Source organism: Pseudomonas sp. IT-P176, from assembly GCF_949767245.1.
Lineage (GTDB): Bacteria > Pseudomonadota > Gammaproteobacteria > Pseudomonadales > Pseudomonadaceae > Aquipseudomonas.
In genome coordinates this window covers 44,933-65,386 of sequence record NZ_CATKPN010000068.1, presented here as the reverse complement: position 1 = coordinate 65,386, position 20,454 = coordinate 44,933, and the positions used below count along the sequence as shown (strand labels likewise).

The 20,454-nt window shown below is 61.4% G+C and carries 23 protein-coding genes and 1 tRNA gene; 10 read left to right on the top strand and 14 right to left on the bottom strand.

Annotation, left to right across the window (positions count from 1 at the left end; genetic code table 11):
• Positions 1-122 precede the first annotated feature (122 nt).
• A complete protein-coding gene (yiaY, locus tag ACM6IP_RS19465; protein WP_159994165.1) occupies positions 123-1,271 on the top strand; it encodes an L-threonine dehydrogenase in 1,149 nt (382 codons plus the stop codon).
• A 12-nt stretch (positions 1,272-1,283) separates the two neighbouring features.
• On the opposite strand, the gene ACM6IP_RS19460 is transcribed toward yiaY, so the two are convergent.
• Positions 1,284-1,772: a DMT family transporter gene (locus ACM6IP_RS19460; protein WP_414862118.1), complete on the bottom strand. Its 489-nt coding sequence runs from the start codon at positions 1,770-1,772 to the stop codon at positions 1,284-1,286.
• 78 nt (positions 1,773-1,850) lie between these two features.
• Between ACM6IP_RS19460 and ACM6IP_RS19455 the strand changes: the two genes are divergently transcribed.
• From ACM6IP_RS19455 to ACM6IP_RS19435, 5 genes are all read left to right on the top strand, one after another.
• Complete coding sequence (locus ACM6IP_RS19455) at positions 1,851-2,762, top strand: LysR family transcriptional regulator (protein WP_414862117.1); 912 nt, start codon at positions 1,851-1,853, stop codon at positions 2,760-2,762.
• Positions 2,763-2,795: 33 nt separating this feature from the next.
• Complete coding sequence (locus tag ACM6IP_RS19450; protein ID WP_095167091.1) at positions 2,796-3,536, top strand: hypothetical protein; 741 nt, start codon at positions 2,796-2,798, stop codon at positions 3,534-3,536.
• Between the two features lie 138 nt (positions 3,537-3,674).
• Positions 3,675-4,313, top strand: a complete 639-nt coding sequence (locus ACM6IP_RS19445) for a LysE family translocator (RefSeq protein ID WP_095167092.1) — start codon at positions 3,675-3,677, stop codon at positions 4,311-4,313.
• Between the two features lie 109 nt (positions 4,314-4,422).
• Positions 4,423-5,766 carry a diguanylate cyclase domain-containing protein gene (locus ACM6IP_RS19440; RefSeq protein ID WP_414862116.1) on the top strand — a complete coding sequence of 448 codons (1,344 nt, stop codon included), beginning with the start codon at positions 4,423-4,425 and terminating at the stop codon, positions 5,764-5,766.
• A gap of 119 nt (positions 5,767-5,885) precedes the next feature.
• A complete protein-coding gene (locus ACM6IP_RS19435; RefSeq protein ID WP_095167096.1) occupies positions 5,886-6,389 on the top strand; it encodes a DUF4142 domain-containing protein in 504 nt (167 codons plus the stop codon).
• Between the two features lie 6 nt (positions 6,390-6,395).
• On the opposite strand, the gene ACM6IP_RS19430 is transcribed toward ACM6IP_RS19435, so the two are convergent.
• Positions 6,396-6,806 carry a low affinity iron permease family protein gene (locus ACM6IP_RS19430; protein WP_320333796.1) on the bottom strand — a complete coding sequence of 137 codons (411 nt, stop codon included), beginning with the start codon at positions 6,804-6,806 and terminating at the stop codon, positions 6,396-6,398.
• A gap of 198 nt (positions 6,807-7,004) precedes the next feature.
• Here ACM6IP_RS19430 and ACM6IP_RS19425 point away from each other — a divergent pair, with 198 nt between their 5' ends.
• Complete coding sequence (locus tag ACM6IP_RS19425; protein WP_414862115.1) at positions 7,005-8,090, top strand: type I restriction endonuclease; 1,086 nt, start codon at positions 7,005-7,007, stop codon at positions 8,088-8,090.
• Between the two features lie 168 nt (positions 8,091-8,258).
• Here ACM6IP_RS19425 and ACM6IP_RS19420 read toward each other — a convergent pair whose 3' ends face one another.
• A complete protein-coding gene (locus ACM6IP_RS19420; protein WP_159994175.1) occupies positions 8,259-8,987 on the bottom strand; it encodes a class I SAM-dependent methyltransferase in 729 nt (242 codons plus the stop codon).
• A 157-nt stretch (positions 8,988-9,144) separates the two neighbouring features.
• Here ACM6IP_RS19420 and tam point away from each other — a divergent pair, with 157 nt between their 5' ends.
• Entirely contained in the window at positions 9,145-9,915 is a 771-nt protein-coding gene (gene tam / locus ACM6IP_RS19415; RefSeq protein ID WP_414862114.1) for a trans-aconitate 2-methyltransferase, read from the top strand.
• A 5-nt stretch (positions 9,916-9,920) separates the two neighbouring features.
• Here the strand turns inward: tam and ACM6IP_RS19410 are convergent, their stop codons facing one another.
• The 7 genes from ACM6IP_RS19410 to ACM6IP_RS19380 form a co-directional block, all read right to left on the bottom strand.
• Positions 9,921-10,328 (bottom strand): type II toxin-antitoxin system HicB family antitoxin, encoded by a 408-nt coding sequence (locus ACM6IP_RS19410; protein WP_159994179.1) that lies wholly within the window; start codon positions 10,326-10,328, stop codon positions 9,921-9,923.
• 31 nt (positions 10,329-10,359) lie between these two features.
• The gene (locus ACM6IP_RS19405; RefSeq protein WP_093412936.1) at positions 10,360-10,542 is read right to left on the bottom strand and encodes a type II toxin-antitoxin system HicA family toxin; all 183 of its coding nucleotides are present in this window, start codon (positions 10,540-10,542) and stop codon (positions 10,360-10,362) included.
• A 281-nt stretch (positions 10,543-10,823) separates the two neighbouring features.
• Positions 10,824-10,897: transfer RNA gene (locus ACM6IP_RS19400), tRNA-Gly, on the bottom strand.
• Positions 10,898-11,066: 169 nt separating this feature from the next.
• Positions 11,067-11,951, bottom strand: coding sequence for an alpha/beta fold hydrolase (locus ACM6IP_RS19395; protein ID WP_159994181.1), 885 nt, complete (start codon positions 11,949-11,951; stop codon positions 11,067-11,069).
• Between the two features lie 311 nt (positions 11,952-12,262).
• Positions 12,263-12,955 (bottom strand): pseudouridine synthase, encoded by a 693-nt coding sequence (locus ACM6IP_RS19390; RefSeq protein WP_414862113.1) that lies wholly within the window; start codon positions 12,953-12,955, stop codon positions 12,263-12,265.
• Positions 12,956-12,987: 32 nt separating this feature from the next.
• Positions 12,988-13,206: a cysteine-rich CWC family protein gene (locus tag ACM6IP_RS19385; RefSeq protein ID WP_414862112.1), complete on the bottom strand. Its 219-nt coding sequence runs from the start codon at positions 13,204-13,206 to the stop codon at positions 12,988-12,990.
• Positions 13,199-14,686 (bottom strand): sensor domain-containing diguanylate cyclase, encoded by a 1,488-nt coding sequence (locus ACM6IP_RS19380; RefSeq protein WP_095167113.1) that lies wholly within the window; start codon positions 14,684-14,686, stop codon positions 13,199-13,201. The genes ACM6IP_RS19385 and ACM6IP_RS19380 overlap by 8 nt, the downstream gene beginning before the upstream one ends.
• Before the next feature lie 230 nt (positions 14,687-14,916).
• Here ACM6IP_RS19380 and ACM6IP_RS19375 point away from each other — a divergent pair, with 230 nt between their 5' ends.
• Positions 14,917-15,375: a hypothetical protein gene (locus tag ACM6IP_RS19375; protein ID WP_095167115.1), complete on the top strand. Its 459-nt coding sequence runs from the start codon at positions 14,917-14,919 to the stop codon at positions 15,373-15,375.
• Between the two features lie 53 nt (positions 15,376-15,428).
• On the opposite strand, the gene ACM6IP_RS19370 is transcribed toward ACM6IP_RS19375, so the two are convergent.
• A complete protein-coding gene (locus ACM6IP_RS19370) occupies positions 15,429-16,541 on the bottom strand; it encodes an enoyl-CoA hydratase/isomerase family protein (protein ID WP_095167117.1) in 1,113 nt (370 codons plus the stop codon).
• 132 nt (positions 16,542-16,673) lie between these two features.
• Here ACM6IP_RS19370 and ung point away from each other — a divergent pair, with 132 nt between their 5' ends.
• Positions 16,674-17,366, top strand: a complete 693-nt coding sequence (gene ung, locus ACM6IP_RS19365) for a uracil-DNA glycosylase (RefSeq protein WP_401127904.1) — start codon at positions 16,674-16,676, stop codon at positions 17,364-17,366.
• 38 nt (positions 17,367-17,404) lie between these two features.
• Here the strand turns inward: ung and ACM6IP_RS19360 are convergent, their stop codons facing one another.
• Genes ACM6IP_RS19360 through ACM6IP_RS19350 form a run of 3 tightly spaced genes read right to left on the bottom strand, consistent with a single transcriptional unit; the run spans position 17,405 to position 20,415 of the window.
• Positions 17,405-18,448 carry an AbrB family transcriptional regulator gene (locus ACM6IP_RS19360; RefSeq protein WP_414862111.1) on the bottom strand — a complete coding sequence of 348 codons (1,044 nt, stop codon included), beginning with the start codon at positions 18,446-18,448 and terminating at the stop codon, positions 17,405-17,407.
• Positions 18,441-19,955 carry a tripartite tricarboxylate transporter permease gene (locus ACM6IP_RS19355; protein WP_095167123.1) on the bottom strand — a complete coding sequence of 505 codons (1,515 nt, stop codon included), beginning with the start codon at positions 19,953-19,955 and terminating at the stop codon, positions 18,441-18,443. Before ACM6IP_RS19355 ends, ACM6IP_RS19360 begins: the two co-directional genes overlap by 8 nt.
• Position 19,956: 1 nt before the next feature.
• Positions 19,957-20,415: a tripartite tricarboxylate transporter TctB family protein gene (locus tag ACM6IP_RS19350; RefSeq protein ID WP_095167125.1), complete on the bottom strand. Its 459-nt coding sequence runs from the start codon at positions 20,413-20,415 to the stop codon at positions 19,957-19,959.
• Between the last annotated feature and the right edge of the window lie 39 nt (positions 20,416-20,454).

Genomic DNA, 20,454 nt, shown 5'->3' with positions numbered 1-20,454 from the left:
GGCGCAGACTTTATCACGACCGGCTGTTGAGCCAGATCAAGATGCACGCGGCGCGATGGGGTGATCCTTGGGTTATCCGCCGACGCCAAGGGTCGGTTCGGCCCCATTGCAGAGGACTCGCCATGACCAGCACATTCTTCATTCCTGCCGTCAACATCATGGGCATCGGCTGTCTCGACGAAGCCATGGACGCCATCGGTAAATACGGCTTTGCCAAGGCGTTGATTGTCACGGACAGCGGGTTGGCCAAGGCCGGCGTGGCGGCAATGATCGCGGAAAAACTGGCGCTGCAGGACATCGAGTCGGTGATTTTTGACGGGGCCAAGCCCAACCCCAGCATCGCCAACGTGCAGGCTGGCCTGGTGCTGTTGCAGCGCAGCGGGTGTGATTTTGTGGTGTCCCTGGGCGGTGGTTCGCCCCATGACTGCGCCAAGGGCATCGCCCTGTGCGCCACCAATGGCGGGCAGATTGGCGACTACGAAGGCGTCGATCAGTCGCCCAAGCCGCAACTGCCGCTGATTGCGATCAACACCACGGCCGGTACTGCCAGCGAGATGACCCGCTTCTGCATCATTACCGACGAAGCGCGGCACGTGAAAATGGCCATCGTCGACCGCAACGTCACGCCGCTGTTGTCGGTCAACGATCCGGCCTTGATGGTGGCCATGCCCAAGTCGCTGACCGCCGCCACCGGCATGGATGCGCTGACGCATGCAATCGAGGCCTACGTCTCCACCGCTGCCAACCCAATCACCGACGCCTGCGCCCTGAAAGCCATCGAGCTGATCAGCCTCAACCTGCGCGTGGCGGTGCGTGATGGCAGTGACCTGCTGGCCCGGGAAAACATGGCCTATGCGCAGTTCCTGGCCGGCATGGCGTTCAACAACGCGTCCCTGGGGTTTGTGCATGCCATGGCGCATCAGTTGGGTGGTTTCTACGACTTGCCCCACGGCGTGTGCAATGCGGTGCTGCTGCCCCATGTGCAAAGCTTCAACGCCAAGGTCTGTGCCGAACGCCTGACAGTAGTGGCGCAGGCGCTGGGCGTGGACATCCAGGGGTGCAGCCCGGAGGAGGGGGCCGAGGCGGCGATCGCGGCGATCCGCACGCTGGCCGCGGACGTGGAAATTCCCGCCGGTTTGCGTGACCTCGGAGCCAAGCTGCAGGACATCCCGATCCTCGCCGCCAACGCCCTCAAGGATGCCTGTGGCCTGACCAACCCGCGGGCGGCAGACCAGCAGCAGATCGAGGAGATCTTTCGTAACGCGTTCTGATCCCGCGCGCCCTTAGCCGGAAGTCACCAGGGACCGGCCCGGGGCGGCGCTGAATTGAATCAACGCGACCCCGGCGATCAACAGCACGGCACCGAGCAGGCGCGGTAACGTCAGGTGCCGCTCCACCAGCCCGAACAGCCCGAAGTGGTCGAGCACCAGCGATGCCACTACCTGCCCGGCCAGGGCCAGGGCGATAAAGCCTGAGGCGCCGAGCCTGGGCAGCAGCATCAGGGCCAGGGCGATAAAACACACGCCAAAGGCGCCACCGGCCCACATCCACAGCGGCGCCTTGCTGATAAACCCCAGCGACGGCAATGGCAGGCGCAGGCTGATAATCACCGGCAGCAATACCAGCACACTCACCAGCAGCGAGGCGAGGGTGGCCCATAACGGGTGACCGAGGCCGCGACTCAGGTTGGCGTTGATTGCGCTCTGAAAGGGCACCACGGCGCCGGCGACTACGGCCAGCACCGACAAACCGGCCCACTGCAAGGTACTCATAAGTCTCTCTCCAAGAGGTTTTACTGGACTCTAGGTCATTCGTCGCGCAGATTGAAATTCCGATTAATCATCCAGAACATGCATCAGATGAATGATCTGCGCCGTATCGATTTGAACCTGCTGGTAATCCTCGACGCCTTGCTCAGCGAGCAGCACGTGACCCGTGCGGCCGAGCGCCTGCACCTCAGCCAACCGGCTGTCAGCCATGCCCTGGCGCGCCTGCGCGAGATGCTCGGCGATCCGCTGCTGGTGCGCGCCGGTGCCGGCCTGGTCGCCACTGCGCGCGCGCAGGAACTGATGGCGCCCCTGACTGAAGCACTGGCCAGTGTCCAGGCCTTGCTGGCGCCCAATACCTTCGACCCAGCCTCGGCCAAGCGCCGGTTCCGCCTGGCGATGTCCGACTACGGCGCGGCGATTGTCTTGCCCGGCTTGATCGCGTGCTTGCGCCAGGAGGCGCCGGGGATCGACCTGCAGATCAGCCACGCGAGCCGCGAAGGCATGCTGGAAGGCGTGCTCAACGGCGACATCGACCTGGCGGCCGGGGTCTTTCCCGAACTGCCCCATGAGCTGCGCTGCACGCCGCTGTTCGAAGAGCAGTTCGTGTGCCTGGTGGACGCCCGGCGTTTGCCGGCCAGTGGCGTGCTGGATTTGCCGACTTACCTGGCCCGGCCCCACGTATTGCTGGAGATGCGCGGCAGCGGCACCCCGGAGATCGAGCGGGCGCTGACCGCCATTGGCCAGCGTCGCCACGTGGCAGTCAGCCTGCCGCACTGGAGCGTGGCCCCGCAGTTGATCGCCGGTACCGACCTGATTCTCACCGTGGCGGCCCGCGGCTTGCAGGGTGTCGATCAACCGCAGTTAAGCGTTGTGCCACCGCCATTTCCTATCCCCTCGTTCAACTTCGTCCTGGCCTGGCATGTGCGTCGGGGCGGTGACCAGGCGTTGAACTGGTTGAATCGGCAGATCGCTCAGGCGATAGTGCACGGCTGAGTTTTTCACTTCGATGGACACAAGGAACACGGAATGACCTTGAAATACCGCTGGCTGGGATGTGTGGCAATGAGTGGCGCGCTGGGCGCGACCCAGGCCTATGGCGCGTGCGCACAGCCGCCGCTGCCCGAGGGCGTGCCGGGGTACTCGGTGTGCAAGGACTGGCCGGCCTACGATGGCCAGACCATTACCGCGCTGTCGCAGATCGAGCCGGACCCGACCTTGAGCGATGCCCCCGATGGCACCGGCATGTACGACCTGAAACTGGCGGTGGTCTCCAACATCGATGGCAAGCCCCTGGCCCGTTACGCCCAGGCCTCGGTGTACAGCTCCGACGCCGTGCGCTTCGATGGCCTGAGCATCGACACCGCCCGCTACAAACTCACCTCCGACCTGCGCGCATTCGGCGTACGTGCCGGCTTCACCGGTTCATCGCGAGCCAATCCGTTCGAACAGGCGGTGCTGTCGCTGTACGTGCGCGAAGGCAACACCTTGCGTCCGGTGCTCGAGCAGTTGGTGATCGAATCCAGCAATGGTGAATGGGATACCAACTGCACCGGCGAATTCAGCCACACCAAACGTACCCTGGACTTGGCCAAGACCAGCAGCCACGGCTTCGCCGACCTGATTGTCAGATCGGTGACCACCGACACGCAGAGCAGCGTGGGCAAAGATGATTGCCAGTCCAAGGACGTCGTGGGCAATACGGTGTCGACGACTTTGCGTTACGACGGGCGCCAGTACGTGGTGCCCAAAGAGCTGCAGGGCGTGTAAGCCGGGCCAACGCCAGGCATGACCTGCAGTCATGCGGCTCTGCACATTTATGGTTACAGTCATCGCAAAACCTTGTGATACAAAAGCCCACCGCAGTCTGACGATAGGGCCTGGCAGCCCGACATGGAGCTTTACCGCATGACCTCATCTTTATTGCTGGCCGTCCTTGCCTCCGGTTTTATCTACGGCATCACCCCGGGCCCGGGCGTGCTCGCGGTGTTTGGCATTGGCGCAGCCCGCGGGCGGCGGGCCGGGGCGGGTTTTCTGTGTGGGCACCTGTTAGGGGATGTGGTCTGGTGCAGCACCGCATTGATTGCCATCGTCGGCGCGCGGGAAATTGGCAGCAGTGCCTTTGATGTGCTCGGCGTGCTCAGCGGCCTGTACCTGTTCTGGCTGGGCATGCGGGCGATCCGCAGCCGTCGCAGCAGCGGCGACGCACCTCAGGGCGCGGCGCGGCAACCGTTCTGGCACGGGATCATGTTTGGCCTGACCAACCCCAAGGCTTATCCGGTGGCGGTGGCGACCTTTACCGCCCTGTTGTCCAGTCGCGCCGAGTTGCTGCAGTGGTCGATGCTGCCCTGGTTGATCTTTCTGAGCTTCCTTGGTGGCGTTTTGGCATACGCTATTCTGATTGGCATTGTGGGCGCTCGTCGGGTGCGCACGTTGTATCAGCGCCATGAGCTGGCTATTACCCGGATTTGCGGGGTAATGTTCATCGGTTTCGCCATCAACGCCTTGCTGCACGCGGTGCCGGGGTTGCTGGCCAACAAGAGTTGAGGCTGCTTGCAGGGCTGCGGCAGCGGCTTGAGGCTAGCGCGGTGTAGCGCGCAGGCCAGGTCCATGGATAGCTACTCACGGCGGTATTTTTTGACAGTATCCATCCACGATGAGCACCGCAAACTCCGCGCCATTGGCCAGCTACATCGATCTGCTGCTCGACGTCGTCTGTGCCGTCGACGGACAGGGACGGTTCGTGTTTGTCAGCGCGTCCTGCGAACAAGTGTTCGGCTACACCCCGGATGAGCTGATTGGCCAGCCGATGATCGAAATGGTGCACCCGGCCGATCGCGAGCGGACCCTGGACGCCGCCCGGGAAATCATGCGCGGCAAACCCAACCCGAACTTCGAGAATCGCTACCTGCGCAAGGATGGCCAGGTGGTGCATATCCTCTGGTCGGCGCGCTGGTCCGAGGTCGACCAGTTGCGGATCGCCGTGGCCCGCGACATCACCGAACGTAAACAGGCCGAATCGCGCCAGGCTGCGCTCTATGCGATTTCCGAAGCGGCCCATGCCGCCGAGGACCTGCTGGCCTTGTTCAAGCGCATTCACCAACTGATCGGCGAATGGCTGCCGGCGCTGAATTTCTCGGTGGCGCTGTACGATGAGCACTGCGAGCAACTGAACTTCCCGTACCACGTCGACGATCACGAGCGTGATCCCGAGTTCAGCGTGACTGGCCGGCTGTGTGCCGAAGTGGTCCGTAGCGGGCAGCCGGTGCTGCTGACCCCCGACCAGCCGTATGCCTTGCCGGGGCTGGCCGGGCTGATCGACGCGCAGGATTGCCCTTGCTGGCTGGGGGTGCCGCTCAATTCGCAACGGGGCACCATCGGGGCGCTGATCGTCAAGAGCATGCCTGGCGGCGAGCGCTACACCGAACGCGACAAGGAGCTGCTGCAATACGTCTGCGCCCAGGTGGCGGCAGCGATCGAGCGCCGGCAATTGCACAGTCGCCTGCAGTACATGGCGCAGCATGACTACCTGACTCGCCTGCCCAATCGCGAATTACTCCGAGAGCGCCTGAGCGCAGCCTTGCTCAAGGCCCGCCGGGACAACGGGCGCATGGCCCTGCTGTACGTGGACCTGGACCATTTCAAGCAGGTCAACGATACCTACGGCCACGGCATCGGCGACATGCTGCTGCAAGCCGTGGCCAATCGGCTGCAAGGTTGCGTGCGCGAGAGCGATACCGTCGCGCGGATTGGTGGCGATGAGTTTGTGGTATTGCTCGACAGTATCCAGGCCGCAGAAGACGCGGCGCGGGTGGCACTGAAAATCCGCCAGGTGCTGGGCCAGCCCATCCGGCTGGACAGCCACAACCTGAGCATTCTGCCGAGCATTGGCGTGGCCTTGTACCCGGAGCACGGCCTCGAGGAAAAGCAGCTGTTCAAGCACGCCGATGAAGCCATGTATGCCGCCAAGCGCCTGAGTGGACGCCTGGACCGGGCGTGAGCCGGGGCACCACTCGTCGATGTTTGGACAGCTTTTTTAAACCTTTGCGCGCTTTGGCCTTCGAATGACAGGCGGGACGTACCGTTGCATTCATTTGTCTGTTCAAGGAGGGCGCGACCATGAAACCTGTGGCCAGCCGATTATCGACCATCAGCTTTGCCGTGTTGCTGAGCCTTGGCGCCAGCAGCGCTTTTGCCCAGTCGCCGGCCGACTTCATCAACGACGCCTCGGCCAAAGGCATGGCGGACATCGAAGCCAGCCGCCTGGCACACCAGAAGACCGAGTCCAAGGCGGTCAAGGACTACACCATCGTGGTGATCAACGACCGCACCACGGCCAACCAGCACCTGGCGAAAATCGCCAAGAAGCTCGACCTGCCCGTCGCCCCTCGGGAAGAGGTGATGAACAAGGCCAAGACCCTGATACCCGCCGTCGCGGATGGCGAGTCCTTCGACTCGGCCTATGCCGCCAGCCAGGTAAAAACCACCGAGCAGGCCATCGAGCAATTGCAGCAGGAGGCCCGGACCACCGACGTGCCCGAGCTCAAGGCATTCGCCGAAGAGACCCTGCCCAAGCTCGAACAACACCTGCAAATGGCCAGGGCCCTGCAAGCCAGTCGTTGACCGGCTTCAGCATTGATTCAAGTCCTGCTGCTGCCCGTCGGCAGCAGGCGTACCCTCTAGCACAATCGACTCACCTTCACCCAGGCTGCGGTACTGCTTTCTCAGGGCTTCGAGTTGCTTGAGATCGAGTGCTTCGAGGCCAAGCATGGCGTTTTGCGCATCTTTGGTCACCCGCAGCAATTCGTCGATCTTCAGGTGCAGGATGTCGGTGTCCCGGTTCTGCGTGTTCTGGATCAGGAACACCATCAGGAAGGTGATGATGGTGGTCGAGGTGTTGACGATCAATTGCCAGGTATCGTTGAAATCAAACAGCGGCCCGGTCAGCGCCCAGGCAACAATCAGCACAATGGCCAACAGGAACGTCCGCGGACTCCCGGCCCACAACGCCAGCTTCTGTGACACCTTCGCGAATTTCATTGCCGTTTACCTTCTAAGGGATGGACCTGAAGTTCAGACCGCGACGGTGCGCAGGAATTGCTTTTGCCGACTCTGGTTCATTCCCTGCCGGGATCGCCTGCGGCTCTTCTTTCTTTGTGCCGGTTTGTGACTAGTATCAATGGCAATCAATTTGCCAGCATGTACAAACACGGATCTGAAACGGGGAAGAGGTCACTCATGGAATTTATCGAAAAGCTTTCAAGTCTCTCGGCCAAAGTCCGGCTGCAAGGCGCCACCATCCAGACAGAAGAAGCCACCAAAAATGCTTTCGTCATGCCATTTATCAGCACTGTCCTGGGGTACGACGTTTTTGATCCGTCCGAGGTGATCCCGGAATTTGTTTGTGATGTTGGCACAAAGAAGGGGGAGAAAATCGACTATGCGATCATGAAAGACGGCGAGGTCCAGATCCTCATCGAGTGCAAGAGAATCGGCGAGCCTCTGCACATCAATCATGCATCGCAACTGTTTCGCTATTTTCATGTCACGAGCGCGCGAATTTCGATTCTGACTAACGGCCAGGTCTATAAGTTTTTTACCGACTTGGACGCTCCCAACAAAATGGATGAAAAACCCTTCCTGGAACTCGATCTACTCGACATCGACGAGTATTCGGTTCCGGAACTGACAAAGCTGACCAAGTCAGCATTCGATGTAGATTCGATCATCAATGCAGCCGGTGAGCTGAAATACGTCAGCCAGATCAAAAAAGTCATTGCCGCGCAGGTCAGTAAACCCGACGACGATTTCGTCAAAGTGTTCGCCTCCCGGGTCTACGACGGAGTGATCACGCAAAAAGTCCGGGAGCAATTCCAGGAGTTGACCAGAAAGGCCGTTGTGCAATTTCTCAATGATCAAATCAATGATCGACTCAAGTCTGCAATGAGTGGGGCTATTCAGCCCAGCCTGCTGTCCCTGCCATCGGCAGGCTCAAGTCCTGATGTTGTGGATGATCGCGATGAGTCAGATGACAAGGTGTTGACCACTCTGGAGGAGCTTGAGGGGTATCACATCGTCCGTGCAGTGGTGAGATCTGTCGTTGATGCCAAACGTATTGTGCAACGTGATACACAGAGCTACTTCGGCATCCTGTTGGACGACAATAACCGTAAGCCAATCTGCCGCCTGCACTTCAACCGCTCGCAGAAGTACATCGGTATCTTCGACGAAGAGAAAAACGAAACGCGGCATCCGATCAACTCGGTCGATGATATCTATGAGTATTCAGATCGCCTGAAAAAGACAGTTGGATACTACGAGTAACGTTAGTTCTGACGGTTGAGCCCTCAGCGCCGTGGGCTCAACTGCCAGTTAAAAAGCGCCTGTGTTGGTCAGTGCAGGCATTGAGGGAATGCCTGCCACCCAAGAGAGCCGGGTGGCGTTGCGCTTTTTCGCGATGCCAAGGACGACGATTTATCCTGAACACACGCCTCAGCGTTCCACTGCCACCAGCAACATCATCGGTCGCTCCCGTTCTTCGGCGAGTGCCGGTTGCGCTTCCACCTGTTTCGCAGTGGGTCCCCATTCATTGACATGGGTGATCCGCAAGCCGGCGGCGATCAATTGGTTCAACAAGGTTCCCAGCGTGCGGTGCTGTTTGATCACGCCGTCGGCCAGCCAGTGGGTCACCCGTTCGCCTTCGCGCTGATAACTGTCCAGCGGCCAGCTCTTGCGGCCTTGGGCGTCGATGATCCAGCCGGGGTTGCGCGGGGCCATGAAGATCGGGTGCTCGATGGAAAATACCAAACGCCCGCCGGGCCGCAACGCGGCGTGCAGTTGGGTGAACAGGCCGGGCAGGTCCTTGATGTAGTGCAGGGCCAGGGAGCTGTAGGCCAGGTCGAAACTGTCGGCAGGAAGATCAAGGTGTTCGAGGTCCGCGTGGCGGTAGCTGATGTTGCCAGCATCGGTCGTTGTCCTGGCGCGTTCGAGCATCTTATGCGAGACATCCAGTCCCAGTACTTGTTGCGCACCTTGCTCGCTGGCCCAGCGGCAAAACCAGCCGTAGCCGCAGCCGAGGTCTACCACCTGCAAGTTTGCCATGGGCGGCAGCAAGGCTTGCAGCGCGGGCCATTCCGGCGCGGCGTCGAGGCCGCCGATGGAGCGCCCCAACTGGCTGTAGCCCTGGAAAAAACCAGGGTCGTCGTAGATGTTCTGAGTCATCGACACTTCTCCTCGATCAACCTGGGCAGGGGGTAGATGTTTCAACCCGTGACCGCGTCTTGACGCAGTCCCCAGGCTCGTCGCTTACTGGCGCCCCACGAGCGAAACGCACAGTCTAGCGTGGCGCTCCCATCCTGATTGGTTATAGGAGTATGCGATGAGCTGGTCTGCCCAACAGTATGTGGCATTCGAAGATGAGCGCACCCGCCCGGCGCGTGACTTATTGGCCGCGATCCCCGCGATTGATGCACGTTCGGTGATCGACATCGGCTGCGGCCCGGGCAACTCCACCGAGTTGCTGGTACAGCGTTTTGCAGGTGCCGCGGTACGCGGTATCGACAGCTCCGCCGACATGATCGACGCCGCCCGCAAATGCCTGCCGGGCGTACGTTTCGACACCAGCGATATTGGCGCCTGGAACGAACCCGGGCCGTTCGACGTGATCTTCGCCAACGCAGTGCTGCAGTGGTTGCCCGAGCATGCCACGCTGTTGCCCGCGCTGGTCGACAAGCTCACGGTAGGCGGCAGCCTGGCGATCCAGATGCCGGACAACCTCGAACAGCCGCCCCATCGGATGATGCGCGAAGTCGCGGCCAATGGCCCTTGGGCAGACAAGTTGGCCCCGGTCGCCGGGCAGCGCACGACACTGGACGACGCCAATACGTATTACCAGATGCTGTGTACCTGCAGCGCACGGGTGGATGTGTGGCGCACCACCTACCATCACCCGCTGGCGGGCGGCCCGGCGGCGGTGGTCGAGTGGTTCAAGGGCAGTGGCCTGCGGCCGTTTCTGCAGCCACTGAACGAGGTGGAGCAAGCCCAATACCTGGCGCAGTACCTGGAAGCCATCGAACCCTACTTCCCGGTACTGGCCAACGGCTCGGTGCTATTGCCGTTCCCGCGACTGTTCATCGTCGCTACGCGCTAACGGGATCAAGCCTGCTGCAACACCTTCAACGCCGCCGAGGCCAGAAAGCCGGAGCGGCTTTTTTCTTCCGGGTGGTGCAGCACGTATTCGTCGATGCGAGTCAGCAGATAGGCGGGCAGGGTGATGTTGAGTTTTTGCGCCTTGCCCAGGTATTTGCTGACGTCGATGTCGACCAAGGCCCAGGTCACGCCGGCATATTGTGGGTTGCGCGCATGGTGGGTCACCCTGTTGGCTGGCGGAATCGCCGAACCGTCCTCGGCCAGGATCTCGAAGTGCCCCTCGATGGCTTCACGCGCCATGGCGATGGCATCGTCCAGGTCATCACCGGCCGAGAAGCACCCCGGAATATCCGGCACTTCCACGCCCCAGGCGTGCTGGTCATCGCCTTCTGAAATGGCAATTGGATAAAGCATGTTGATTGTCCTCTGGTTTTAGTGCGCCAACTCATGACAACAGGGCCTGTTGCAGGATGCTCACTGCCGTCTTGGTCAGCAGATCCTTCTTCGGGTGCGGAACCGTCACCAATCCAGGTTTGGTTGGATGTTTGAAATGATGGTGACTGCCCCGGACCCGCACCAGGTACCAGCCGTCTGCAACGATTTGGCTGATCAAATATCGACTGTTCACATCACGTCCCTGTGCTGTGTAGGTGGTTACTATACCTACCGAAATGATCTTATCAACACTATAACCACCAATTTGGATGGGTCAGGTGATGAGCGGTTGGGATCAGTGTAGAAACCCCCGCCGGAACAGGGAGGCACGTTACCGGCGAAAGTATTGCGCGATGGTGCAGGAGGCATTTGTGCGGAGCCCTACGGAATTGCAGGCATAAAAAAACCGGTCACTGTGGACCGGTTTTTTGTCGTCTCCCGTCAGGAAGCTACCTGGCGCAAGACTGAAATTAGTGGAGCGGGTGAAGGGAATCGAACCCTCGTTATCAGCTTGGGAAGCTGGAGTAATGCCATTATACGACACCCGCTCGGAACGGCTGACTTTGTACCAGATGTGGCGACGGATTTGAAGTTTTTCTTTGCTGGATCTGCATTTACGTAGTTTTTTACACGCAAGGCGCGGTCTGTCGCGGGCAAGCCTGCTCCTACAGGTAGAGGATTACCTAAGGTGGCGAGGCTGCTCGCGAGGACGCTGTTTCAAATGGCCAGTGCATGGTGGTCCTGGGTTACGTGGGAACGCGTCCGGCCTTCGTGGGGCGCCGGTTTCAGGAAGCCCAGCAGTACCTGGCGGCTGTCTCGGCAGGCGGCTTTGTGCTCCATGTCGAGAAAGTGCCCGGTGGCCTGGATGGTGCTGAAGGTGCTGTGTTGCACGTGGTTGCCAAACAACCGGGCATCGCTGGCGGCGGTGTACTCGTCCCATTCACCGTTCATGAACAGTACGGGCACATCGATCTGCTTGGCGGCCTTGAGGTAGCACAGGCGGTCGCTGTTGAGGACGTGGCTGATGTGAAAGTGCATCTGCCCGTATTCATGTTCGGCCAGGGTGCTGACGTGGCGGTAGTTGAAGCGCTTGAACAACGACGGCAAGTGCTTGCCGATGGTGTCGTTGACCAGGTGCCCGACGCGGTCGCGATCGAGGTTGCCGAGGTAGTCGACACCCCGTTCCAGGTAGTCGCGCATTGGTTCGTTGATCACTGGCGAGAACGAGCTGATCACGGCCTTTTCGATGCGTCGCGGGCGATGCGCGAGCGCGATCATCGTGGCGGCGCCACCCCACGAAAATGACATCACGTGCTCGGCGGCGAAGTGGTCGATCAGCTCCAGGAGGATCTGCCCCTCGACTTCCTTGGTGAGCATTTTCTCATGCTGGTTGTGGGCTTTTGACCGGCCCGCGTAGGGTTGGTCGTAGAGCACCACGTTGAACTGTGGATGGAGGTTTTTCACGGTCTGTGCAAACGACGCCGTGGTGGCCATCGAGCCGTTGACCAAAATGATGGTCTTCTCTGCGGCATCTGCGCGATAGAACTCCGTGTAGACCCGATACTGACCTTGTATGTCCAGCACAGCGATTTCTGGCCTCATGTCGTAAGACTCCTGGCAAGCGTGTAGGCGCGCAACTGAGTGTGCACGGGCTTTATGACAGGTAGGCATACGCCTGGAAGGTGAGGGCCCATGTCGATCCGTTAATGTCTGGTCGACGGGTGTTGTTATAGGCGGGCAGTCTGTCGGGAGAGGTGGAGACGGGAGGCGCTCAACCGACAAAAAGTTTCTTAGAGGTATGGTATGACTTGGCGGTCACATTTCGGCCGACGGTTTGATTCAAGCAGGGTGCTGGCTATCGCGCAAGTGCCGTTGGCGAATTGTTCGACAATGTCTGCCCGGCGGTCGCGCAATCAGATCAAGGCGATCTCGGCAGCGCTCAGTGGGCGGTATTCGCCCGGCTTCAAGCGGCTGTCCAGTGTCAACGGGCCCATCTGTTCGCGATGCAAACGCATGACCTTGTTGTCGAAGTGGCCGAACATCCGTTTCACCTGGTGGTAGCGGCCCTCGATGATGGCCAGGCGCGCAGCCCGGGGCGCCAGCAACTGCAGGTCGGCGGGTTGGGTGGTGAGGTCTTCGAAGGCGAAGTACAGGCCGCGGGCAAAGGTTTCGGCATACTGGGGCGTAATCAATTGCTCGGTTTCGACGTAGTAGATCTTCGCCAGCTTGGTCTGTGGTTGGGTCAGGCGGCGTGACCAGTTGCCGTCGTTGGTGATCAGCATCAAGCCGGTGGTGTTGAAATCCAGGCGGCCGGCGATGTGCAGGTCGAGCTTGTCGGGTTCATGGATCAGGTCGAGGACGGTCGGGTGCTCGGGGTCACGGGTGGCACTGATGCAACCGGCGGGTTTGTGCAGCATGAAGTAGCGCGCGGCCTTGCCGGCTTGCAGCACCTCGTCGTCGCATTCGACGCGGCTGAACTCGCGCACCTCGGTGTGCGGGTCGCTGACGATCTGCCCGTCGACCTTGATCCGCCGCTCGACCAGCGCCAGGCGCACCTGTTGGCGGTTGAAACGCGGCAAGTTGCTGAGGAAACGGTCAACGCGCATGGGAGTCGGCAGGTCGGCAAGGGGCGCGCATCTTACGCGACACAGACGCCGCTTGCCTGCAGTTGTGCCTCGACCTGGGCGCAGCCGGGGCACAGGCACGACAGGTCGCGCAGTTCGGCGGGCAAGGCCGCCAGCACCGCCGGGTCGATGGTCACGGTGTAGCACCAGCAACTGTGCTGGGCGGTGCGCGGGTCGGCCAGGCTGCAAGCGTTGCTGGCGCCGCAGGCCGGGCAGAGGTCGGGTTTATGCATAGCTGGAGTGAGGCATCTGGGTACAGGTCCGGTTGCGGCCAAGTTGTTTGGCTCGATACATCGCCTGGTCGGCGCGCGACAGCAGGTCGTGCAAGGTGTCATCCGGCTGCAGGGTGGTCAAGCCGATGCTCAGGGTAATTTGCAGGGATTTGCCTTCATAGGGGTAGTGCTTGCGCTCGATCATCTGGCGAATTTTCTCGGCGATCTTCAGGCCGGTGCTGGCGTCGGTGTCCTTGAGCAAGACGATGAACTCCTCGCCACCCCAGCGACAGACGATGTCGGACTGGCGCAGGCAGCTTTCCAGGTCACGGGCGAAACCGGCCAGCACCAGGTCGCCGGCGAGGTGACCATGGCTGTCGTTCAGGCGCTTGAAATGGTCCAGGTCCAGCAGCAAGGCGGTCAGCGGCTTGGGTTCGCGCTGGGCTTCCTGCATGGCTTGCGCTGCCAGCAGGTCGAAGCCGCGGCGGTTGGGCAGGCCGGTGAGGCTGTCGAGGGTGGCCTGGGCTTCGATGCGGCCCTGGAAACGCGTGATCACCCGATGGAGCAGGGCCAGCACGCTCAGGGTGACGATCAGGCAGATCAGCAGGTTCAGGTAGAGCGACTGGCGCACCTCGTGCAGGGCGCTGCCTTCACGTTTGTCGACGAACAGGTACCAGTTCAGTTCCGGGATAAACCGTACGTTGAGGAAATGCCCCTGGCCTTGGGTCATATATTCGTAGCTGCCGCTGTGGGGTTTGGGCAGCGTGGCCAGAAGATCGCGCATGCTGTCCAGCTCGCTCAGCGCCGTGCCGACCCGCGCGCCTTGCGGGCCGCCGTCGGCACCGGTGAGGACGATGCGACCCTCGGTGTCGACGAAATACACGCTGCGCTGGTAACGCTGCTGGTAGGTGTCGATCAGCTTGATCACGGCATCGACGGTCAGGCCGACGCCCGCCGCGCCAATGAAGTTGTCCTGGTAGTCGTAGACCTTGTAGTTGATGAAGAAGGTCAGGCTGTCCTGGTTGGCCATGTCCACGTCCACGTTGATCTCGTAGGGCGGGGCCATGTCGCGGACGCGGAAGTACCAGGTGTCGCGCGGTTCGCTAAGGCTGACTTTTTTCAGCACGCCCTTGGCCTGGTAGTAGGTCAGGCTGTTGTTGGACACGAAGAAGGCGGTGTAGGCGCCGTAGTGGGTCATGACCTCGTTGAGGTAACGGGTCATTTGCCCGGGATCGCGCTCGCCGGCCACCACCCAGTCGCGCAGGAAGGTGTCGCGCGACATCATCGAGGAAATCAGGATTGGCCGGACCAGGTCTTTCTGGATCTCCGAGTAGACGGTGTCGGAGGTCAGCGGCAGTTCGGTGTTGACGATGCTGTCGCGAATCGAGGCGCGCGAGGCGTAGTAACTGAGCAGGGAAGTGGCCAGGAAGCCGGCACCCAGCAGGGCGATCAAGGTGAGGACCAACGAACGTTGCGAAAACAGCGCAGAGCGAAGCGGCATGACGAGTCCGTTGATCGATGTTGAGTCAGAGCATTCTAGTGGGACTTAGGGGAAATGACGCGGGCATTTGCGCCGTTACGCGGCAAGCCAGTCGACGAATGACATGTATCAATCTGTTGCCGCTGCGCACCAGATTGCCAATTCGCTGTCAGATATCACGTCAGGCAGATTATTTGGCTGATGCCCGCCCGCGTCGCTGGTGTGGCTCTTTAGCGGTCCAGGAGGCCGCCATGTATCGCCGACTTGTTCTGATTACTTCGATGAGTTTGAGTCTTGCCGCGTGCGTTCCTTATTACGACGGAGGTTCCAGCTACTACCGTTCAGACATCTATTCTTCGCCGGCGCCGGTCTACTACGGGGGCGGTTCTTATTATTCCTACCCACGCAGTTACTACTCGCAGCCCTCGCGGTATTACCCTTCGGCGCGTTATTACCAGGCGGCGCCGCGTTACTACCAACCTTCACCCCGTTATTACCAGGCCCCGTCCCGGGCCTACCGCCCAACCCCCAGCCATGGCTGGGACGGTCATCGCAACCAGGGGTGGGGCAATAACTACGGCCAGAGCAACCAGCGCTGGGAACAGGGTGGGCGGGGCGGGCGCGATCACGCTGACCGGCGCGGCGATCGACGTGGTGATCGGCATGGCGAGCACAATGGTCGTGGTGAGCGCGGCGGGCGCAACCGTTAGATCCGGCAACCGGCAAGCGGCGCATCCAGCGCCGCTTTTTTATGCCCGGGGATTCAGTAGTCCGACAGGTCCGCCAGCGGGTGCCGGCCTTCCCAGGCCTTGTGAAAGTGCGCATCGACCACCGCCTGGGGGATCGTATTGACGTCCGGCCAGTGCCAGCGAGGCTTGTGGTCTTTGTCGATCAGGCGCGCCCTGACGCCCTCGCTGAACTCCGGATGGCGGCAGCAATTGAGGCTCAGGGTGTATTCCATCTGGAACACTGCGGCCAATGACAGGTGGCGGGCGCGCTGAATCTGCTCCCAGACCAGATGGGCGGTCAACGGGCAGCCGTCGTGCAGGTTTTTCGCAGCGCGGGCCAGCAGCAGGTCAGGGTGATCACGCAATAGGCTGATGGCGCGCCAGGCACAGCGCACATCGCTGACGTCCAGCAGCTCGTCGATCTGCTGGCGGCGCGGCAACCATTGCGCCTCGGGCATTTGCTCGATGGCTTCTTGCTGCAGGGCTTTGAACAGGCTGTTGAGTTGCATCGCGGTCTGCTCCTGCCAATTGAGTTGCAGCAGGCCTTCGATCAATTGCTCCTGCTGCTCATCGAGCAGGAAGCGGTCAGCCAGATCCAGGTCGAGGGCATCGCGGGCGTTTATCTGGGCGCCGGTCAAACCAAGGAACAGCCCCAGCTTGCCGGGCAGGCGCGAGAGGAACCAACTGGCGCCGACATCCGGGTACAGGCCGATACTGATCTCGGGCATGGCCAGGCGGCTGCTGGGGGTGACGATGCGGGTGCTCGCGCCCTGCAACAAGCCCATGCCACCGCCGAGCACATAACCATGGCCCCAGCAGATCAGCGGCTTGGGGTAGGTGTGCAGGCGGAAATCCAGGCGGTATTCCGCAGCGAAAAATTGCGCGGCCAGCGGCGGTACTTCGCCGGGTTGGGTGCGACAGGCCTGGGCCAGGCTGCGCACTTCGCCGCCGGCGCAAAATGCCTTGGTGCCGTTGCCGCGCAGCAGGACGCAGACCACCTGCGGTTCTTTGGCCCAGCTGTCCAATTGCTCGGTCAGGGCGCGGATCATCGGCAGGGACAGGGCATTGAGGGTGCTTTCGGCATCCAGGCTGGCGATGCCGATACGTGCGCCATCTGTGCCGGTGAGTTCTTCGAAGTGCAGATTCATCGTGACCTCGATTGCGGATTCAAGGGTTCATTATGAGCGTTGTGCAGGAAAGTGCCGGATCTGCGTCAGATCAATTGACAAGCGTGACGGGCTTTCCTAGGGTTCGCCCCATTGTTTTTGCCGGATGTAACCATGACTGCTGACGACCGTATCAAACTCGAACCGAGCTGGAAGGAGGCACTGCGTGCCGAATTCGACCAGCCCTACATGGCAGAGTTGCGCAACTTCCTGCAACAGGAACGTGCGGCAGGCAAGGAGATCTATCCACCCGGCCCGATGATTTTCAACGCGCTCAACTCCACGCCGTTGGACAAGGTCAAGGTGGTGATCCTCGGCCAGGACCCCTACCACGGGCCAGGCCAGGCCCATGGCCTGTGTTTCTCGGTGCAGCCGGGCGTGCCGGCGCCGCCGTCGCTGGTTAACATCTATAAGGAATTGAAACGCGACCTGAACATCGACATCCCCAGTCACGGCTGCCTGCAAAGCTGGGCCGACCAGGGCGTGCTGATGATCAACACCACCATGACCGTAGAGCGGGCCACTGCCAACGCCCATGCGGGCAAAGGCTGGCAGTTCTTTACTGACCGGATAATCGAAGTGGTGAGCGAGCATCAGCCCCACCTGGTGTTTCTGTTGTGGGGCGCCCATGCGCAGAGCAAACAGAAACTGATCGACGCCACCAAGCACCTGGTGTTGACCTCGGTGCACCCCTCGCCACTGTCTGCCTATCGCGGCTTCCTCGGCTGTGGGCACTTCAGTCGTACCAACAAGTACCTTGAGCAGAATGGCGAGACGCCGATCGAATGGCGATTGCCGCCAGTCTGACGCCATAACCCCGCGCGCCCGATCGGGCGCGACACGGTCTACTGCTCTGAATCCGGTTGCCGGTCCCAGTGCCGGAACAACGGTTCGGCCAGAAACAGCACGAACAGCAAGCGCATCACCTGCATCGCTGTCACCAGTGGCACCGACAGTTGCAGGGTTTCGGCGGTCAGGCTCATTTCAGCGATGCCGCCGGGCATCATGCCCAGGGTCAATGAGCGCAGGTCCAACTGGGTCAGGGCGCTCAGGCACAACGCGGCCAGGGTGGCGATCAGCATGGTCAGTGCCGTGCCGATCAGGGTGCGGCCCATGAAGGAGGGCGCGCGGCGGAAGAACTGCCGGTTGAAGTGACAGCCCAGGCCACTGCCGATCAGCCATTGACCGACCTGGCTGCCGCCATCGGGCAGGCCGATGTGCAGGTCCAGGCTGATACTCACGGCGGCACTCACCAGCAAGGGACCGAACAGCCACGGATTGGGTTGGCACAAGCGCTGCCAGAGCCAGGCACACAGCGCGCCCGCCGGGAACAGCAGGGCCAGCCAACGCCAGTCGACGCTGGTCGGATGCAAGGCCGGCACGCCTTCGCCCAGCAGGTACTTGAAGGCGGCTGGCACACACAGCACCACCACCAGCACCCGCAGGCTTTGCCCGGCCGCCACTCGGCTCAGTACGGCGCCGTTGCGAGCGCCGAGGTTGACCATTTCACCGGAGCCGCCCGGCATGCTGGAGAAAAATGCGGTGGCGCGATCCTCGCCGGTGCGCCGCAGCAGCCAGACCCCGACCACGGCCGAAAGACTGGTCACCAGCGCGCCGAAGAAGATCAGCCCGAAATGACTCATGACCTGCTCCATCACCACGGGAGTGAAGTGCAGGCCAATGCCGATGCCGACGATCCACTGGCCGCACTTGCGTCCGCCCGGGATCTCGGCCAATTGCCAAGGGGTCAGGCAGCGTACCAGGATGATCGCCAGCAACGAGCCGACCATCCACGGCAGCGGCCAGCCGATCTGACTGGCGAGGTAACCGCCCAGCAGACCGACCAGCGGTGTTCCCCACCAGGTTTTCCAGGACCGGCGATCAGACATCGGCAATTGCGCGACGGGCCACGGCGCGCTTGCGCCAGATGCGCAGGATTGGCACCAGCAGCATCAGCACGATCAGCGCCCACACGGTGTTGGTGATCCCGCTCGACCAGAGGATCTCCAGCGAACCGTTGGAAATCGACAGCGCACGACGCAGGTTCTGCTCCATCAGGCCGCCGAGGATGAAACCCAGCAGGACGGGCGACAACGGGAAGTCCAACTTGCGCAGGATATAGCCGAAGATGCCGATGCCGATCATCAGGAACAGGTCGAAGGTGGTGGCGTGCACCGCGTAGACACCGATCGCGGTAATGATCGCGATCATGGGCACCAGCGCCCAGTTCGGCACGGCGAGGATGCGGGTGAAGATACGGATCATCGGGATGTTGAGGATCACCAGCATGACGTTGGCGATGAACAGCGAGGCAATCAGGCCCCAGACGATGTCAGGCTGCTGCTGGAACAACAGCGGGCCTGGGGTGATGTTGTACAGCGACAGGGCGCCGATCATCACCGCCGTAGTGCCCGAGCCCGGGACCCCGAGGGTCAGCATCGGTACCAGGGCGCCACAGGCTTCGGCGCCAATCGCGGTTTCCGGTGCCGCCAGGCCGCGCTTGTCGCCCTGGCCGAACTTGCCGCCAGGACCGGCGATCTTTTTCTCGGTCATGTAGGCCACGGCGCTGGCGAGGGTTGCACCGGCACCCGGCAATACCCCCATGATGAAACCCAGTACGCCACAGCGGATGTTCACCCAGAACACCGAGGCGGCTTCCTTGAAGTTGAACATCATGCGCCCGGTGGCCTTGAACGCTTCCTGGCCCCGGTGGGTTTTCTCCAGCAACAGCAGGATCTCGCTGATGGAGAACAGGCCCAGCACCAGCACCACGAATTGAATGCCGTCGGTGAGGTGGATGTTGTCCCCGGTGAAGCGGTACACGCCGCTGTTGGCGTCGATGCCGACCGTGGACAGGAACAGGCCGATCAGGGCCGCGATAAAGGTTTTCAGCGGCCGGTCGCCGGCCATGCCGCCCAGGCAGACAATCGCGAATACCATCAGTACGAAATATTCCGCTGGGCCGAAGGCGATTGCCCACTTGGCCAGTATCGGCGCAAACACCACCATGCCGCAGGTCGCAATGAACGCGCCGATGAACGAGCTCCAGGCCGACAACGACAAGGCCACCCCGGCCATGCCCTGGCGGGCCATCGGGTAGCCGTCGAGGGTGGTCATGACGGTTGAGGCTTCGCCGGGAATGTTCAGCAGGATCGAGCTGATCCGCCCGCCGTACTCGCATCCCAGGTATACCGCCGCCAACAGAATCAGCGCCGACTCCGGTGGCAGGCCCAGGGCGAAGGCGATGGGAATCAACAGGGCCACGCCGTTGATCGGACCCAGCCCCGGCAGCAGGCCGACGACGGTCCCGATCAAGGTTCCGCTCAACGCCGTGACCAGGTTGTAGGGCGTCAGGGCAACCCCAAAACCATGGCTCAAATAACCAAGAGTATCCATATCAGTTCTCCAGGACGTCGAGCAGGCCCAGGGGCAGCGGCACGTCCATGACTTTGTCGAACAACAGGTACAGACCCACGCTCAGCAGGCAGATGATCAGCGTGCCGGGCAGCCAGCGTCCGCCATACAGGCGCGCCATCGGGATACCCACCAGGATGCTGCTGAGGATGAACCCCAGGGGCTCGAAGAGCCCGGCGAACACCAGCAGCAACAGCACGCAGCGGCCGATCTTGCTCAGGGTCTCGCGGTCCAGTGGCGGGTCTTCTTCGCTGTGCTTGATCGGTGAGGGCCGGTACACCATGTAGATCAGGCCCAGCGCCATCAGTCCCAGCATCAGCAGGGGGAAGGCGCGTGGTCCGATCGGTTCGTAGGAAAAGGCTGCCTGGTAAGGCCAGGCCATAAGGATCAGGCACAGGCAGGCCAGCAACAGCACCGAAGCAAAAATGCGTTGTAACAGCATGACAAACTCCTGGGCCACGCCCCGATTGGTGCCAGGGCG

Excerpts from the sequence above, each read along its gene's own strand:
- ACM6IP_RS19460 (WP_414862118.1), bottom strand. The coding sequence starts at position 1,772 with ATGAGTACCTTGCAGTGGGCCGGTTTGTCGGTGCTGGCCGTAGTCGCC.
- ung (WP_401127904.1), top strand. The coding sequence starts at position 16,674 with ATGACTGCTGACGACCGTATCAAACTCGAACCGAGCTGGAAGGAGGCA.
- ACM6IP_RS19375 (WP_095167115.1), top strand. The coding sequence starts at position 14,917 with ATGTATCGCCGACTTGTTCTGATTACTTCGATGAGTTTGAGTCTTGCC.
- ACM6IP_RS19445 (WP_095167092.1), top strand. The coding sequence starts at position 3,675 with ATGACCTCATCTTTATTGCTGGCCGTCCTTGCCTCCGGTTTTATCTAC.
- tam (WP_414862114.1), top strand. The coding sequence starts at position 9,145 with ATGAGCTGGTCTGCCCAACAGTATGTGGCATTCGAAGATGAGCGCACC.
- ACM6IP_RS19440 (WP_414862116.1), top strand. The coding sequence starts at position 4,423 with ATGAGCACCGCAAACTCCGCGCCATTGGCCAGCTACATCGATCTGCTG.
- ACM6IP_RS19410 (WP_159994179.1), bottom strand. The coding sequence starts at position 10,328 with ATGCTTTATCCAATTGCCATTTCAGAAGGCGATGACCAGCACGCCTGG.
- ACM6IP_RS19425 (WP_414862115.1), top strand. The coding sequence starts at position 7,005 with ATGGAATTTATCGAAAAGCTTTCAAGTCTCTCGGCCAAAGTCCGGCTG.
- ACM6IP_RS19450 (WP_095167091.1), top strand. The coding sequence starts at position 2,796 with ATGACCTTGAAATACCGCTGGCTGGGATGTGTGGCAATGAGTGGCGCG.
- ACM6IP_RS19390 (WP_414862113.1), bottom strand. The coding sequence starts at position 12,955 with ATGCGCGTTGACCGTTTCCTCAGCAACTTGCCGCGTTTCAACCGCCAA.
- ACM6IP_RS19355 (WP_095167123.1), bottom strand. The coding sequence starts at position 19,955 with ATGGATACTCTTGGTTATTTGAGCCATGGTTTTGGGGTTGCCCTGACG.
- ACM6IP_RS19370 (WP_095167117.1), bottom strand. The coding sequence starts at position 16,541 with ATGAATCTGCACTTCGAAGAACTCACCGGCACAGATGGCGCACGTATC.
- ACM6IP_RS19395 (WP_159994181.1), bottom strand. The coding sequence starts at position 11,951 with ATGAGGCCAGAAATCGCTGTGCTGGACATACAAGGTCAGTATCGGGTC.
- ACM6IP_RS19435 (WP_095167096.1), top strand. The coding sequence starts at position 5,886 with ATGAAACCTGTGGCCAGCCGATTATCGACCATCAGCTTTGCCGTGTTG.
- yiaY (WP_159994165.1), top strand. The coding sequence starts at position 123 with ATGACCAGCACATTCTTCATTCCTGCCGTCAACATCATGGGCATCGGC.
- ACM6IP_RS19385 (WP_414862112.1), bottom strand. The coding sequence starts at position 13,206 with ATGCATAAACCCGACCTCTGCCCGGCCTGCGGCGCCAGCAACGCTTGC.
- ACM6IP_RS19455 (WP_414862117.1), top strand. The coding sequence starts at position 1,851 with ATGCATCAGATGAATGATCTGCGCCGTATCGATTTGAACCTGCTGGTA.
- ACM6IP_RS19350 (WP_095167125.1), bottom strand. The coding sequence starts at position 20,415 with ATGCTGTTACAACGCATTTTTGCTTCGGTGCTGTTGCTGGCCTGCCTG.
- ACM6IP_RS19430 (WP_320333796.1), bottom strand. The coding sequence starts at position 6,806 with ATGAAATTCGCGAAGGTGTCACAGAAGCTGGCGTTGTGGGCCGGGAGT.
- ACM6IP_RS19380 (WP_095167113.1), bottom strand. The coding sequence starts at position 14,686 with ATGCCGCTTCGCTCTGCGCTGTTTTCGCAACGTTCGTTGGTCCTCACC.
- ACM6IP_RS19360 (WP_414862111.1), bottom strand. The coding sequence starts at position 18,448 with ATGTCTGATCGCCGGTCCTGGAAAACCTGGTGGGGAACACCGCTGGTC.
- ACM6IP_RS19420 (WP_159994175.1), bottom strand. The coding sequence starts at position 8,987 with ATGACTCAGAACATCTACGACGACCCTGGTTTTTTCCAGGGCTACAGC.